Genomic DNA, 15,184 nt, shown 5'->3' on the forward strand with positions numbered 1-15,184 from the left:
CGTGAGGATGCATGCTGTGAACACCCTCGGCACCACCATTCTCGGTTACCCGCGAATCGGCCCAGCCCGAGAACTCAAGCGGGCACTGGAGTCCTACTGGGCAGGCAAGAGCACCGAGAACGACCTACTGGCCACCGGCCGACGACTGCGCGAGCAAACCTGGACAACCCTCCGCAACCAAGGCCTCGACTCAATCCCGTCCAGCACCTTCTCGCTCTACGACCAGGTCCTCGACACCACCACCCTCTTCGGCGCCCTGCCGGAACGCTTCACGAAGCTGGGCCTGTCCCCCCTGGACACCTACTTCGCCGCCGCACGCGGAGTCCCAGACGCCCCAGCGCTGGAAATGACGAAATGGTTCGACACCAACTACCACTACCTAGTCCCAGAACTAGGCCCGGACTCCCGATTCGCACTCACCGGCACCACACCGATCGACGAGGTCCGCGAAGCACGCGCACTCGGCATCACACCGCGCCCGGTCCTCGTCGGCCCAGTCACCTTCCTATTGCTGGCCAAGGCAACCGAACCCGGCTTCACTCCGCTGGAACTGCTAGACGAACTTCTGCCCGCATACACCGAACTGCTGGGCAAGCTGGCCGACGAGGGCGTCGAATGGGTCCAGCTGGACGAACCAGCCTTCGCCGCCGACCGAACGACCCCGGAGTTCAACGCCCTCACCCGCGCCTATCACTGGCTGGCAAAGGAAAAGCACCGCCCGAAGCTGCTGGTGGCCGGATACTTCGGCGGACTCGGCCGAGCACTGGGCGTACTGGCCCGCTCCCCCGTCGAAGCAGTAGCCGTCGACCTGGTCACCGAAGCATCCTTTGTGGACAAAGTAGCCGCAGAAGGAGCCTTACGGGACAAGGAAGTACTAGCCGGAGTCGTCGACGGCCGAAACATCTGGCGCACCGACCCCGACGTCGCGCTCGCCCGCGCGGCACGGCTGAGGGACACCGCAGCACAGGTAAGCGTATCGACGTCGTGCTCACTGCTCCACGTGCCTTACGACGTGGAAGCGGAGACAGATCTCAACCCACGACTGAAGAACTGGCTCGCCTTCGCACGACAGAAAGTAGACGAGGTCGTCCTGCTCGGCCGAGCGCTCAGCGGCGAGACCGTCGACCTAGGCCCGGCACGAGCCGCGGTCGCCGACCGGGCTGACGCCAAGGAATTGAACGACGCCGACGTCCGGGCACGCGTCGCAGCGCTCCGGCCAGCGGATAACGTCCGTACCCCCTATCCAGAACGCGCTGCAGCACAACAGAAATCCCTCAACCTCCCCCCGCTGCCCACCACCGCGATCGGCTCCTTCCCCCAAACCGGCGAGGTCCGCCGAGCCCGAGCCGCACACCGCGCGGGCAAACTCGACGACACCGGCTACCGCACCGCGATGCGCGCCGAGATCGATCGCGTCGTGCGGCTTCAGGAAAACCTCGGCCTAGACGTCCTGGTGCACGGCGAGCCCGAGCGCAACGACATGGTCCAGTACTTCGCCGAACAACTGACCGGATTCGCGGCGACCGCGTCCGGCTGGGTCCAGTCGTACGGATCCCGTTGCGTCCGGCCGCCGATCCTGTTCGGCGACGTGTCCCGGCCGAAGCCGATGACCGTCGAATGGGCCCGGTACGCGCAAAGCCGCACCGACCGGCCGGTGAAGGGCATGCTGACCGGCCCCGTCACGATCCTGGCCTGGTCGTTCGTCCGCGACGACCAGCCGCTGGCCGACACCGCGCGCCAGGTCGCGCTGGCCGTCCGCGACGAGGTCGCCGACCTGGAGGCGGCCGGGATCCGGATCGTGCAGGTGGACGAACCCGCGTTGCGCGAACTGCTTCCGCTCCACGCGGCAGACCGCGAAGCGTACTTCGACTGGGCCGTGCCCGCGTTCCGGCTGGCCACCTCGGGCGTCGCGGAAACCACGCAGATCCACACGCACATGTGCTACTCCGAGTTCGGCGACGTACTGCCCGCGATCGACGCCCTCGACGCCGACGTCACCAGCATCGAGGCCGCCCGCTCGAAAATGGAGGTGCTCGCCGACCTGAACGAAGCGGGCTTCGGCCGCGGCGTCGGGCCCGGGGTCTACGACATCCACTCGCCGCGCGTGCCGGACCGGGACGAGGTAGCCGGGCTCGTGCGCACGGCGCTCGGTGCGGTTCCGGCGGAGCGGCTGTGGATCAACCCGGACTGCGGCCTCAAGACCCGCGGTTACGCCGAGGTCGAACCGGCGCTGCGGCATCTGGTCGGCGCGGCCCGGGAACTGCGCGCCGAACCTCGCTGACACCGGCGGTGCCGGGCGGAACCGTCGCCCGGCACCGCCCGAGGATCACCCGAACGGCAGGCCCGCGAGGTATTGTCATTGCGTCAATAACAGGGGACCGTGGACGCGACCGATACCCTGGCCGGGAGGTGGTCGCCATGGCGGACGTGACCGGAAAAACGGGAATCCCGACGGCTGGCGGCGCGCTCGGCCGGGCTGCCCGGGTCGGCCCTGGCGCACTCGGCAAGGTCGCTCACGCCGGGAGCGACGGCGTCACGAGACTGTCGGAAAACCTGCGCGGCCGGATGCCGCCGCTGACCGCGATCCCGTTGCCGCGCAAGGTGGACGAACGCTGGCTCGGCGCACGCTGGCCGGTCCGCGAACTCGCGCCGCCGCCCGCGGGCAGCGGCCTGAAACCGGTACTCGGCGACGACGGGCCGCCGCTGATCGGCCACACGCTCGACGGGATGCGGTTCGGCCTCGACTTCAACCTGCGCCGCTTCGAGCAGTACGGCCCGGTGTCGTGGATGGGCGTGTTCGGCCAGCGGATCGTGTCGCTGTCCGGGCCGGAGGCCACGCAGGCCGCGCTCGTGAACAAGGACAAGGCGTTTTCCCAGGAGGGCTGGAAGTTCTTCATCGAGCGGTTCTTCGAACGCGGGCTCATGCTGCTCGATTTCGGCGAGCACCACCTGCACCGCCGCATCATGCAGGAGGCCTTCACGCGCGACCGGCTCCGCGGCTACGTCGCGCAGATGGGCCCGGCGTTGCGCGAAGGCGTCGCCGCGCTGCCGTCCGGCCGGCCCCAGCTGTACTGGGCGTTCAAACAGCTGACGCTGGACGTCGCGACGCAGGTTTTCATGGGCATGCGCTCCGCCGCCGACGCCGAGCGCATCAACCGCGCGTTCGTGGCCGCTGTGCGCGCCGGTACGGCCGTGGTGCGGTATCCGGTGCCTGGCGGTCGGTGGGCCGCGGGTTTGCGCGGCAGGCGGACACTGGAGCGCTATTTCGGCGAGAACCTGGCGGCGAAGCGCGACGCGGACGGCGACGACCTGTTCTCCGCGCTCTGCCACGCGGCCTCCGAGGACGGCGACCGGTTCAGCGACGCCGACATCGTCAACCACATGATCTTCCTGATGATGGCCGCGCACGACACGACCACCATCACCGCCAGCGCGATGGCCTACTACCTCGCGAAACACCCGGAATGGCAGGAGCGCGCCCGCGAGGAGTCGCTGCGCCTCGGCGACGACCTGCCGGACCTGGAAGCGCTGGAAAGCCTCGAAACTCTGGACCTCGTCATGAAGGAGGCGCTGCGGCTGCGCGCGCCGGTGCCGTCGCTGGCCCGAAAGACCACAAAGGACACTTCCGTCCTCGGCCACTACCTGCCGGAAGGCACGCTGGTCGGGGTTTCGCCGACGCTGAACCACTACTCCCCCGAGCATTGGACCGATCCGCTGCGCTTCGACCCCGAGCGGTTCGGCCCGGACCGCCGCGAGGACAAATCGCACCGGTTCGCGTGGATGCCGTTCGGCGGCGGCGCGCACAAGTGCATCGGACTGCAGTTCGGCGGCCTGGAAGTCAAGGCGCTCATGCACGAACTGCTGCGGGCGCACCGCTGGTCGGTGCCCGAGGACTACGTCGCCAAGTGGGACTACGTCTCGCTTCCGGTGCCCGCCGACGGACTCCCGGCCCGGCTGGCCTATCGTTGACGGCCGCCGAGCGGGACAGAAAGGTCGACAGCTGGAGACAAAACCGCAGTACAGGCCACCTTCGTGTACTCAAGGTGACTTGATGTCACCAGTTGTGTAGTGCCCATCACTCGTTCAGCCGGTAGACACCCTGTTTGGTCCGTGATGCCGTGGCATCACTTATGGCCGACTCGTACCCAGTGTGGGTCCTCGGATCCTCCGCACCGGGCCTGAGCTGGCCTTTGTCCGCGTATGAAGAGGTGGAGAGTGCCGGAGCCTGGTGCCACGCCAGGGTTGGTCGACGTCGCGCGCAAGTACGCGGCGGCACTGACCGACACCAACGGAGTAACGCTCCCTCCCGCCGAGGTGGAGCGGATCCTGCTCGACTTCGCCGGCGAGGTCGCCGAGCGTCCCGAGGACGCGGGCGCCACGCGCCGGTTCACCGCGCTCTTCTCCGCCGCGCCGATCGGCATCGCGCTCACCGGCCCGGACGGGACCGTCGTCGAGGCGAACGCCGCGCTGGCCCGGCTGCTGGGCACGTCCACGATCGAGTTGCGGGACAAGCACATCGCCGATCTCGCCGCCGGCCCGCAGGACGCCGAGCGGCTGCGCGGCGCGCTCGACGGGCTGCCGCTCACTGCGGATGCCCGCCGGACCGCCCAGAGCGTGCAGCTCGGCCACAGCCGCAACGGCGAGTTCACTACGAACGTCACGATCGCGACGCTGCCCGGCGACCGGCCCGGAACGTACTTCCCGGTGTTCATGGCGGCCGATGACGACGACCTGCACCTGCTCGGCGAGCGGCTGCGGCACCAGAACCTCCACGACCCGCTCACCGGCCTGCCCAACAGCGCCGCTTTCAACGCCCGGCTGGAAACCGTGCTCGGCTCGAGCGGTTCGGACGAGATCGCCTTGCTCTACCTGGACGTCGACGGGTTCAAGGTGATCAACGACGGACTCGGCACCGGCATGGGCGATCAGGTGCTGAAAGCGATCTCGCGGAAGCTGGAGGCGGTGTTCACCGCCAAGTACGACGGTTATGTCGCCCGGCTGTCCGGCGACGGATTCGCCGTGATCCTGCGCGGGCCGGAGCTGAACGCGCAGAAGACGGTCGTTCTGGCCGACGAGGTGCTGGAGGAACTCAGCGAGCCGGTGTACGTCGACGGGCACGGCATCGGCGTCAGCGCGAGCATCGGCGTCGTCGTGCGCCCGGCGAGCGAAAGCAGTCACGGCGAGCTGCTGCGCGCGGCCGAACTGGCGCTGCACCGGGCCAAAGAAGCGGGCAAGGCGCAGTGGATGGAGTACGACCCGCAGCGCGACGACGAGAACCGCAACCGCTACCAGCTCGGCGCGGTGATCGCCGGTGCGCTGGAGAACGGCGAGTTCTCGCTGATCTACCAGCCGACGGTCAAACTCGCGAAGCCGGACGAAATCGCCGCGGTGAACGCAGGCCTGCTCTGGAGCCACCCCGAACGCGGCGAACTCGGGCCCGAGGAGTTCTACCCGCTCGCGCAGACCACCGGCATGACCGTGCCGCTCGGCAAATGGCTGCTGCAGGAATCGCTCGGCGCGACCGCGCGCTGGCGCGAGCAGTACGGCCCCGCCGCGCCGGACGTGTGCATCCGGCTGCCGCAACGGCTGGCCATCGACCAGGATCTGGTACTGCTGGTCAAGAACCAGCTCGACCGGCACCGCCTGCCCGCCCGGGCGCTGCGGCTGTGCACCGACCGCTCCTCGATGTTCGACGACAAAGGGGACGTGCTGGACTCGTTCACCGTGCTCGCCGACCTCGGCGCGCAGCTCGTGCTCACCATCTCCGGATCGTCCGATCTGGAACTCATCCCGCGCTACCAGCTCCCGGTCAAGCACGTCATCCTGAGCGGCCCGGTCGTCGACGCACTGGCCGGGCCCGACCCGGCCGAGACCGACGTGCGGCACCTGTCGCAACTGGTCACGCGCGCGAAGGAACTGGGGCTGCGCATCGGCGCGGAGGGCGTGCGCGACGACCAGCACGCCGAACGCCTGAGGGAGCTGGGCGTGCTGGCGGCGAGGGGTTCGTTCGTGGCGGAGTCCGCGACGGGCGACGAGGTCGACGAAATGATCGCCCGGCACGCCAGCTGACTTCTCGCCCGGTCTACGCGTCCTCTGGCCAGGGGCTCCAGCGGCCCGAGCTGTCGACGGTGCCCAGCTGCTGGTCGGCGAAATGCACTCCGAAGCCGAAGACGCCGTCCTTGGCCAGGTACTCCACGAGCTGGCGGCGCGACCGTTCGGCGGCCGCCCGGTCGGCGTCGAGGACCACTTCCCAGTCCGGATGCTCGACCTGGACGGGCGAGTGCATCGCGTCGCCGAAGGCCACGATCTCCCTGCCGTCGCCGGTGTCGAGGATCCAGGCCGTGTGCCCGGCGGTGTGTCCCGGAAGGGACCAAGCCCATACGCCTTCGGCGATCTCCTCCCCGTCGGGCACGCTGACGGCGCGTTCGTCCTGACCGGCGAGCACCGGGCCGGTCCCGGCGGCGATACCCGCCAGTTCGCCTTCGCCCAGCACCCATCGAGCCCGCGGGAACAGGCTTCGCCCGCCCTCGACCGCGTCGGGCCGGGCCCATCCGCTGTGGTCGTCGTGGAGGTGGGTGAAGGCGACCGTTTCGAGCCCGGCGGGGTCGACGCCGAGTTCGGCCAGCGCCTCGGGCAGGCTCCGCACGTGGTGGAACGAGTCCTGGAAGTGCTCGGTTTCCTCGCCGGAAATGCGTCCGTGGCCCGCGTCGATGAGCAGGCGGGTCCGGCCTCGCTCCACGAGCAGTGCGCCGCAGCCCATGGCCAGGTGGCCTCCCGGCGTCGTGTGCGTGCGGCGCCGCTGCCAATCGTCTCCGGTGGAAAGCGGGTAGACGCGGGTCGGGATCATGGCCACGGCGGCGTCGGGGACGTAGCTCAGGGTGAGTTCGCCGATGGTGCGGGTCCAGAGTCCGGGCATCCGGGCCGCTGGATGGCCGGGGTTGTGCTGCGCGCTGGTCACGACGGGGTCATGCCTTTCTTGGTGTGACGGGTTTTCACGGTTCGAGTTGCCGGATCGGGGCACCGGCGGCGAAAGCGAGGACGGCTTCCAGCGCATCGCGGTAGAAGACGTCGTAGGTGCCCGCCGTGACGTAGCCCAGATGCGGAGTGAGCACGGTGCGCGGGACGTCGCGCCAGGCCGAATCGGCCGGAATCGGCTCGGTGGAGTACACGTCCAGCCCGGCGCCGCCGATCGTTCCGGCACGCAAGGCGTCGAGCAGGGCGTCCTCATCGACGATCGGCCCGCGAGACGTGTTGATCAGCAGCGCGTCCGGACGCAAGAGCGCCAGCTCGTCGCGGCCGACGAGGCCGGTGGTGCTCGGCGAGAGCTTGAGATGGATCGTCACGACGTCGGAAGTGGCCAGCAGTTCTTCCTTGCTGACCGGAGTGACTCCGAGCGAGGAAGCGTGCCCGGGATCGAGGTGCGGGCTCCAGCCCACGACGTCCATGCCGAAGGCGAGCCCGACCCTGGCCACCGGCGCGCCGACTCCGCCGAGCCCGATGACGCCGAGGCGGGCGCCGTGCAGGTCTCGTCCGATGGTTCGTTGCCACGCACCGTCGCGCACGCCCCGATCCTCAGCGGGAATGCACCGGGCGAGGGCGTGGATCAAGCCCCAGGTGAGTTCGACTGTCGAAGTCAGACCGCCGCCGCGAGTGCCCGAGACGACGATGTTCCGTTGCTGGGCCGCGGCGACGTCGATGGCCGCGTTGGCGGGACCGGTGGTCACCAGCAGGCGCAAGTTCGGCAGCCCGGCCAGAACCGGAGCCGGGAACGCCGTGCGTTCGCGCATGGCCACGACGACATCGAACGGTTCCAGCGCGGCGACCACGTCAGCCGGGCCGCCAAGATGCTCGGTGAACACGGTCAGTTCGGCGCCGTCGGGCAACGCACTCCAGTCGGCGTGCCGGTGCGCTGCTCGCTGATAGTCGTCGAGGACAGCGATTCTGCGGATGTCAGGCATGGTTGTGCTCCTTCACCTGGTTCGCGGCCGGCAACGGATCGGAAGGGCTCGGGCGGCGAAGTTCACGGATCCAGATCCCGATGCCGGCCAGGGTGACCACGGCGCCGAGCCCGCATACGCCAAGCCATCCGACGAGCGGGTAGAGCGCTGCGGTGAGTGCCGAAGCGGCGGCGCTGCCGAGGAACGAAGCGACCATCAGCGCCGTGGTGACCCGGCTCCGAGCGTGCGGAGCCCGCTGGTAGATCGCGCTTTGGTGGCTGATCAGCAGCGACTGCTGGGCGAGGTTGACCGCCATGATCCCGACGATCAGCGCGGTCACGCCGACGGCTCCGCCGGCGCCGGCGGCCGCGAGGACTCCCCAGCTGAGCAAGAGCAGGATCACCCCGGCCGTGCCGACCTGCCGCCCGCGACCCTGGTCCGCCAGCCGTCCCGCCACGACAGCGGCGCCGGCCCCCGCGATCCCGGCAAGGCCGAACAGTCCGATAGCGGCCGGACGGTAGTCGTACGGCGGATTGGCCAGCAGGAAGGAGGACGCCGTCCAGAGGATGGTGAACGCGGCCATGCCCACGGCGGCGAGTCCCATGCGCCGGCGCAGCAGCGATTCGGTGCGCACCAGGTGCAGGACCGACCGCAGCAACTGCGGATACGGCGTCCGCTCCGGTGCCGGAACCCGGCGCAGCGCGAAACGGAGAACGACGGCGAGCACCGCCATCAGCACGGCGGCGACTACGAACACCAGCTGCCAGCCGCCTGCCTGAGCGAGCAACCCGGCGACGACGCGCGCGATCATGATCCCGATGAGCAGCCCGCTCATGACCGTGCCCACCACGGAACCGCGCTCGTGAGCCGCGGCAAGCGACGCCGCCATAGGCACCACGATCTGGGCGACCGCGGAGGTCACTCCGACGACGGCGATCGCGGCCAGCAACGGCCCGAGCGACGGGGACGCGGCCGCGCCGAGCAGGGCGACGGCGGTCAGGCCGAGCAGCAAGCTGACCAGACCGCGCCGCTCCAGCACGTCCCCGAGCGGCACCAGCAACGCCAGCGAGAGCGCGTAACCGATCTGCGAAGCGGTGACCACCAGCCCGCCCGCCGCTTCGGAAACGCCCAAGGCTCGGGCAAGCACCGGCAGCAGCGGCTGTGCGTAGTAGATGTTCGCCACCGCCGAACCGCACACCACCGCCAGCAACCACACCGTCGGCCTGCCGAGCCTCGCCCGGCCCGCCACTAATTCTGGATCGACCATGCCAGAAATGTTACCCGCGAATCGGCATATATCTGGACCGATCGATCCGAAAGTGTCCGGGAGCACATCCGACCCCGGCGTCCGGACCGGAAGACCTACCATTGAGCCGTTGAGCGACCAGGCGGCAAGGGAGGGATTCGAATGGTGCGCACCGGCCGTCCGCGCGCGTTCGACCTCGACCAGGCGCTGGAATCCGCCTTGATGGTCTTCTGGGAGCACGGGTACGAGGCGACCTCGCTGGCGCAGCTGCGCGAGGCGCTCGGGGTGTCGTCCGCGAGCTTCTACGCGGCTTTCTCGTCCAAAGAGGACCTGTTCGCGCGCGTCGTCGAGCGCTACATGTCCGGCTACGGAACGGTGGCAGGCCACCTCGCCGACGAAGACCTCACGCCCCGGGAGGCGATCGAACGCTTCCTGCGCGCCTCGGTCGCCATGCAGACCGATTCCGCGCACCCGCTCGGCTGCCTCCTGATCATGACCGGGACGCTCACCGGCCCGGCCAACGCCCGTGTCCGCGAACTTCTCGCCGGGTACCGGGACATCCAGCGCCGGAACCTCCTGGCCCGCATCGACCAGGCCGTCGCCGACGGCGAACTCCCGCCGGACACCGACGCGGCGGCCCTGGAAACACTGTTCCACATGTTCGTCGCGGGCATCTCCACCGAGGCCCGCGACGGCGTACCGGCAAAGACGATCGACGGCGCGCTGGACCACTTGATGAGCCTGTGGGACTCCCTCACTCGCTGACCCCTTTGAAAGGACCCCTTCCGCGATGCAGCCCGGCGACCTCGCCCCCGACTTCACCCTCCCCGACGACCAGGGCGTCGAACGCACCCTGTCGGACCTCCTCGCCGACGGCCCGGTCGTGCTGTTCTTCTACCCGGCCGCGATGACGTCCGGCTGCACCGCCGAAAGCTGCCACTTCCGGGACCTGGCCGCGGAATTCGCCGAAGCGGGCGCGCAACGCGTCGGCATCAGCCCGGACGCGGTCGGCAAACAACGCGAGTTCTCCGCCAAGCACGGTTTCGACTACCCGCTGCTGTCCGATGTGGACGGTGCGGTGGCGAAACAGTTCGGCGTATGGCGCAAGATCCTGCCCCTGCACACGAAACGGCAGACGTTCGTGATCGCGGAGGATCGGCGGGTGCTGGACGTGATCAAGAGCGAACTGAACTTCACGGCGCATGCGGATCGGGCATTGAAGGTGCTTCGGGAGCGAGCGGAGGCGTGACCGACGCGCCCGTCGCCAGGAGAATGATTCCGGTCGGGAGCAGGTAGACGAAGAACCAGAAGAACCCGATCACCGAGAAGGCGACGAGCGCCGTGCCTGCCGCGAGACAGGCGACGCGGAACTGCCGAGACCCGGTCGTGAACACCGGCACGGCGGCGGCGAGGGTGAAGAACCAGTAGACCCCAGCGGTGCCGTCTGCGACATTCGGCGAAGTCGCCATCACCGCGCTAGCCAGGACCGCCAGTACAGCTCCGGCGATCGCCCATCCGCGGCGAGAGGCAGAAACCCGGCCCCGGTCTTGTGCAAGCGCCGGCGGAAACCGGCGAGTACACAGCCGAGCGGCGATCACCAGAGCCAAGGCCAGCAGGCTCACCCCCGCCATGATCACGACGCCTTTGACCGCGTCGCCGGACACCGAGGCCGCCTCAGCCAGCAACGGCCCGCCCTCGCAAGAAATTGTCGCGGTCACCGGACGCGCGCTGAAAACGGACAGGAGATAATCGAACTCACGACTATCGTAGGCGACCCGCTGAGGCGGATTGCGAAACCCGCCGAAGGGCTCCCCAGTACCTTCAAGCTCCGGCCGCAGCTCTTTCCCCACCGAGAGCCAGCATGTCCTGCCGATATGGCGGACTTGATTCTCTTGAAACACTCGATAAGTGACCCCGGGACTCATCTCCAGGGCGAGCACGGATCCCGGCCCGGCCGCCGGATTCGCCGGACGCTCGGCAATCCCGGTTCCGTGCACACGCACGAACGGCCCGCACAAAACCGTCAGCGCGATCAAGCCGAACGGCAGCAAATACCACCACACCGACACCCGTCGACGGCTTTTGCCCACGATTTCACCCTAACCGAGGTTCGCGTGGCGCGCGATCGGCTGTTCCGGTCACGCGCCACGCCGTCCGCTCGAGAAAGCCTTTACTGCAGTTGCCCGTTAGTCCAGGAAACGTTGCGGTGGGACATCCCCGGTGCCGTGCCGACCCCTTGAAGCGGCCCCATGCTGTCGGAACCGAGTCCTCGCGGGGCCTCGTGCTGCCAGTACTGGATGATTTCGAAGTCCGGGTAATCGTCACCGCCGATGTTGGTTCTCGTGCCCACCTGGCTGTCGATCTTCACCTCGACGTGCCCGCGAACGTGGAACAGCGGAAGCAGCCCGTTGAGCCCCACGTAGTTGGCCGCCAGGTAGCCGTCCGAGGTCTGCCGGACGATCTGCAGATCGTTGTCGCCGCCCGGGACGATCGGATGCGCGGGCTAGATCTTGTCGGGGTTATGGTGGGCTCCCCCACCGACGTTGGAGATCCACCCGCCTTTCTTCGAACTGCGGCTGACGGTGAAGCTCACCCTTCCCGTGTCGGTGTCCCAGGCGACGACCATTCGCGACGACGCGCCGGGATCGAACGAGAACCCGCGATTGTCTCCGTCGAGCCGGCCGAACGCGGTTTCCGGTCAGCCGGGCCGCGAACTACTCAGCTCGCACCCGGCTCAGCGGACCGCTATCTCAACCGGAGAAATCACGCGGTCCGCTCAAGCCGCCACACCACATTCACCCCGCTGCAAGCCGACGGCAGCCGCCCCTCGGCTTTCTCCTCCCCCACCCGCGAAAACCCCAACCGCTCCGGAACCGCGCCGCTGCGCACATTCTCCGAATCGTGCTTGATCAACACATACGCAGCATCCAACCGCCAAGCCAAAGACACCAGCAAAGCGCTAGCCCGAGTCACAAACCCCTTGCCAGTATGGGTTTTCGCGAGCCAGTACCCGATCTCCCACCCATCGTCACGCCGCATCAACCCGCAACTGCCCGCCAGTTCGTCATCCGGCGTGTAAATCGCGTAGTTGTACTCCTCGCCGCTCTCCCACTGCGAGGCCACGCGCGTCAGGAACTCATCGCCCTTCGCCTCGTCGTAGCCGTCGATCGCCCAGGGCATCCACGCGGCCAGGTGGTCCAGGGATCCCACCACGGCCTCCACCTGCGCGTCCCGATGGTCCGAGCGCCAGCGAACGAGGGTGACCACACCGTCGGTGAGAGTGTCCATGCGAGTCATCTTGACAGCAGAAACGGCGGCAGGCTCGCGAATTTCAGCGAAGCCTGCCGCCGTCTCCGGCGAGCGATCAGTTCATCACGATGTCGGACGGCACCTCGGTGTCGTTCTTCAGCGCGTCGAACAGCTGCCCGGACTTCTTCTTGTCCCAGTGCTGCGCCGACGCGTCGGTGATCGGCATCGTCGTGGTCGTGACGCCGTCGGAGGAAATGCCGCGCATCGCGATCGCCAGGCCGGCCAGGTTGTGCACGTGGTCGCCGGTGTCCATGGTCAGCGCGTCCGGCGCGGAACCCAGCAGCGGGAAGAAGTCGAACGGGTTCAGCAGCGTCCCGGGGCTCGCGACCTGGCTCACCAGGGCGCCGATGAACTTGCGCTGGTTCGCCACCCGGTCGAGGTCCGAGCGCGGCGTCGCGTCGGCGTGCCGCATCCGGACGAAGCCGAGCGCCGAACGTCCGTCGAGCTTCTGGCAGCCCGCCTTGATGTCGATGCCGGTCATCGGGTCGTTCATGTCCTTGTCGATGCACATGTCGACCCCGCCGATCGCGTCGACGATGTTCGCGAAGCCGCCGAAGCCGATCTCCGCGTAGTGGTCCATGCGCAGCCCGGTGGCCTGTTCGACCGTCTGGACCAGCAGTTTCGGCCCGCCGAGGGCGAACGCGGCGTTGATCTTGCTCGTGCCGTGGCCGGGGATCTTCACCTGCGAGTCGCGCGGCAGGCTCAGCAGCGTCGGTTTGGTCGAATTGTCCGGGAGGTGCGCGATCATGATGGTGTCGGTGCGCTGCCCGCCCGCCTCGCCGGTGTCGCCGGTGGCCAGCCGCTCCTCGTCCTCCGCGGACAGGCCCTGCCTGCTGTCCGACCCGACGATCAGCCAGTTGGTGCCCGACGCCGCGGCCGGGCGCCCGGAGTAGTCGCCGATCGCGTCCACCCGGTTGATGTTGAACTCCAGATACGCCCAGATCGCGCCGATGAACAGCACGAACACGATCAGCAGCGTCATCAGGATCTTGCCGACGCTCCACCGGCGGCGACGGCGCGGCCGCGGCTGCCGGCCCCCGTGCTCCGGCGGGTCCTGCCTCGGCGGCACGGGCGGCGGGGCCGGGGCCTCGCCGCGCGCGCCCATCGGCCGGGTGCGGGCGTCGTACGGGCTCTGCCCTCTCCCCGGCAGCGGCATCATCTGCGCCCGCTGCTGCTGGCGCGGGCGTGCGGGGGGCTGCGGTGGCCTGGGCGGCATCCGCCGCCTGCCGTCGTCGCCTCCGTACGTCATGGGCCTGTCTCCCCGATCCGGTGGGTGTGGCCGCGCAGTGTCCTGCGCGGCCCTCCTGCGTTGGACGTGCGGGACCCTACGCGGGTTGTCCCGGCGGGGAGCGTCGGCCTCAGCGCGGGTCGGCGAACCCGAACTGGTGGACCTTCAGATGCCCCGACGAGAACCCGGCCTCGGAGTAGGCGAGATAGAACTCCCACATCCGCCGGAACACGTCGTCGAACCCGAAGCCGCGGATGTCGTCCCAGCGCTGGTGGAAGCGGTCCCGCCACAGCTTGAGCGTGCGGGCGTAGTCCTGGCCGAACTCGCGCATCCCGGCCAGCTTCAGCCGGGTGTTCTCGCGCATCCCGTCCTCGATCGCCTGCACCGACGGGATGATGCCGCCGGGGAAGACGTACTTGTGGATCCACGTGTAGGACTTGGCCGAGGCCAGCATCCGGTCGTGGTCCATGGTGATCGCCTGCAGGCCGAACTGCCCGCCGGGGCGCAAGCGCTTGCCGATCGTGGAGAAGAACGTCGGCCAGTAGGACGCGCCGACCGCCTCGATCATCTCCACGCTGACCACCGAGTCGTACTCTCCGGTGGCCTCGCGGTAGTCGCACAGCCGCACGTCTACGCGGTCGGAAAAGCCCGCCTCGGCGATCCGGGCGTCGGCGAGCACCTTCTGCTCCTGCGAGATGGTCAGCGACGTGACCTTCGCGCCGCGCGAGGCCGCGCGGATGGACAGTTCGCCCCATCCGGTGCCGATCTCCAGCACCTCGCTGCCTTTGCGCACGCCGGCGTAGTCGAGCACGCTGTCGAGCTTGCGGTACTGCGCCTGGGTGAGCGTGTCCCCGGGGCCGAACAGCGCCGAGGAATACATCATCGACTCGTCCAGGAATGCGCTGAACAGATCGTTCGACAGGTCGTAGTGCCGGTGGATGTTCGACCGCGCGCCCTCGACGGTGTTCTCTTCCTCGGACGGCTGGACGCGCTCGGCGATCCGGCGGAATCGCTGCAGGAACGGCGGAACGAGCGTGGCGAGCCGTTCGGCGAACGGTGTGAGGACGCCGGCCAGGTCGTCCGCGGTCCAGTCGCCGACCAGGTACGCCTCGCCGAAGCCGATCTTCGCGTCGGCTCCGAGCCGGTGGAAGAACGCCGAGGGCCGGTGGATGCGCATCTCCGGCGCGTCCGGGCCGCCCGCGCCGAGCACCGTGCCGTCCGGGAACGTGACGCGCACGGCCAGCGATTTCACCGCGTGCCGGAACAGCGCCTCGGCCGCGCGCGCCCGCAGCGGCGAACGCGGCGGCGTGGCGAGGCCGGGCCATCGGGATTCGTCGGGCACCGGCTGCGAGACCACTGTCGGATCGACTCGTGACGTGGACAAGACACTCCCTCCGAACGGGCTTTCGAGCCCTTCCCCATGATATTCCCGCTTCGTCCCCGTCGCCCTCGCGAGCGGGCCGC

The 15,184-nt window shown here is 68.8% G+C and carries 13 protein-coding genes; 5 read left to right on the top strand and 8 right to left on the bottom strand.

Going from position 1 to position 15,184, the window contains the following annotated elements; translation table 11 throughout:
• Positions 1-16 precede the first annotated feature (16 nt).
• The 3 genes from metE to ACZ7OI_RS34285 all read left to right on the top strand — a co-directional run bounded on the left by metE (position 17) and on the right by ACZ7OI_RS34285 (position 6,069).
• Complete coding sequence (metE, locus tag ACZ7OI_RS34275; protein ID WP_470268240.1) at positions 17-2,281, top strand: 5-methyltetrahydropteroyltriglutamate--homocysteine S-methyltransferase; 2,265 nt, start codon at positions 17-19, stop codon at positions 2,279-2,281.
• A gap of 284 nt (positions 2,282-2,565) precedes the next feature.
• Positions 2,566-3,969 (top strand): cytochrome P450, encoded by a 1,404-nt coding sequence (locus ACZ7OI_RS34280; RefSeq protein ID WP_470268368.1) that lies wholly within the window; start codon positions 2,566-2,568, stop codon positions 3,967-3,969.
• A 246-nt stretch (positions 3,970-4,215) separates the two neighbouring features.
• Positions 4,216-6,069 (top strand): diguanylate cyclase domain-containing protein, encoded by a 1,854-nt coding sequence (locus tag ACZ7OI_RS34285; RefSeq protein WP_470268241.1) that lies wholly within the window; start codon positions 4,216-4,218, stop codon positions 6,067-6,069.
• Between the two features lie 13 nt (positions 6,070-6,082).
• On the opposite strand, the gene ACZ7OI_RS34290 is transcribed toward ACZ7OI_RS34285, so the two are convergent.
• From ACZ7OI_RS34290 to ACZ7OI_RS34300, 3 genes are read right to left on the bottom strand one after another with little or no spacing between them, the layout of a single operon-like run.
• Positions 6,083-6,958, bottom strand: a complete 876-nt coding sequence (locus ACZ7OI_RS34290) for an MBL fold metallo-hydrolase (RefSeq protein WP_470268242.1) — start codon at positions 6,956-6,958, stop codon at positions 6,083-6,085.
• Positions 6,959-6,992: 34 nt separating this feature from the next.
• Positions 6,993-7,958, bottom strand: a complete 966-nt coding sequence (locus ACZ7OI_RS34295) for a D-2-hydroxyacid dehydrogenase family protein (protein WP_470268243.1) — start codon at positions 7,956-7,958, stop codon at positions 6,993-6,995.
• Positions 7,951-9,204, bottom strand: coding sequence for an MFS transporter (locus tag ACZ7OI_RS34300; RefSeq protein WP_470268244.1), 1,254 nt, complete (start codon positions 9,202-9,204; stop codon positions 7,951-7,953). Before ACZ7OI_RS34300 ends, ACZ7OI_RS34295 begins: the two co-directional genes overlap by 8 nt.
• Positions 9,205-9,345: 141 nt before the next feature.
• Between ACZ7OI_RS34300 and ACZ7OI_RS34305 the strand changes: the two genes are divergently transcribed.
• Both ACZ7OI_RS34305 and ACZ7OI_RS34310 read left to right on the top strand, forming a co-directional pair.
• Positions 9,346-9,948, top strand: a complete 603-nt coding sequence (locus tag ACZ7OI_RS34305; RefSeq protein ID WP_470268245.1) for a TetR/AcrR family transcriptional regulator — start codon at positions 9,346-9,348, stop codon at positions 9,946-9,948.
• 25 nt (positions 9,949-9,973) lie between these two features.
• The gene (locus ACZ7OI_RS34310) at positions 9,974-10,432 is read left to right on the top strand and encodes a peroxiredoxin (RefSeq protein ID WP_470268246.1); all 459 of its coding nucleotides are present in this window, start codon (positions 9,974-9,976) and stop codon (positions 10,430-10,432) included.
• Here ACZ7OI_RS34310 and ACZ7OI_RS34315 read toward each other — a convergent pair.
• From ACZ7OI_RS34315 to ACZ7OI_RS34335, 5 genes are all read right to left on the bottom strand, one after another.
• Entirely contained in the window at positions 10,377-11,123 is a 747-nt protein-coding gene (locus tag ACZ7OI_RS34315) for a hypothetical protein (protein ID WP_470268247.1), read from the bottom strand. The genes ACZ7OI_RS34310 and ACZ7OI_RS34315 overlap by 56 nt on opposite strands.
• 230 nt (positions 11,124-11,353) lie before the next feature.
• Positions 11,354-11,602, bottom strand: a complete 249-nt coding sequence (locus tag ACZ7OI_RS34320; protein ID WP_470268248.1) for a hypothetical protein — start codon at positions 11,600-11,602, stop codon at positions 11,354-11,356.
• A 344-nt stretch (positions 11,603-11,946) separates the two neighbouring features.
• Complete coding sequence (locus tag ACZ7OI_RS34325; protein ID WP_470268249.1) at positions 11,947-12,471, bottom strand: GNAT family N-acetyltransferase; 525 nt, start codon at positions 12,469-12,471, stop codon at positions 11,947-11,949.
• A gap of 76 nt (positions 12,472-12,547) precedes the next feature.
• Positions 12,548-13,741: an LCP family protein gene (locus ACZ7OI_RS34330; protein ID WP_470268250.1), complete on the bottom strand. Its 1,194-nt coding sequence runs from the start codon at positions 13,739-13,741 to the stop codon at positions 12,548-12,550.
• 109 nt (positions 13,742-13,850) lie between these two features.
• Positions 13,851-15,104, bottom strand: coding sequence for a class I SAM-dependent methyltransferase (locus ACZ7OI_RS34335; RefSeq protein ID WP_470268251.1), 1,254 nt, complete (start codon positions 15,102-15,104; stop codon positions 13,851-13,853).
• Positions 15,105-15,184 lie beyond the last annotated feature (80 nt).

This window comes from Amycolatopsis sp. NPDC114503, assembly GCF_055633655.1.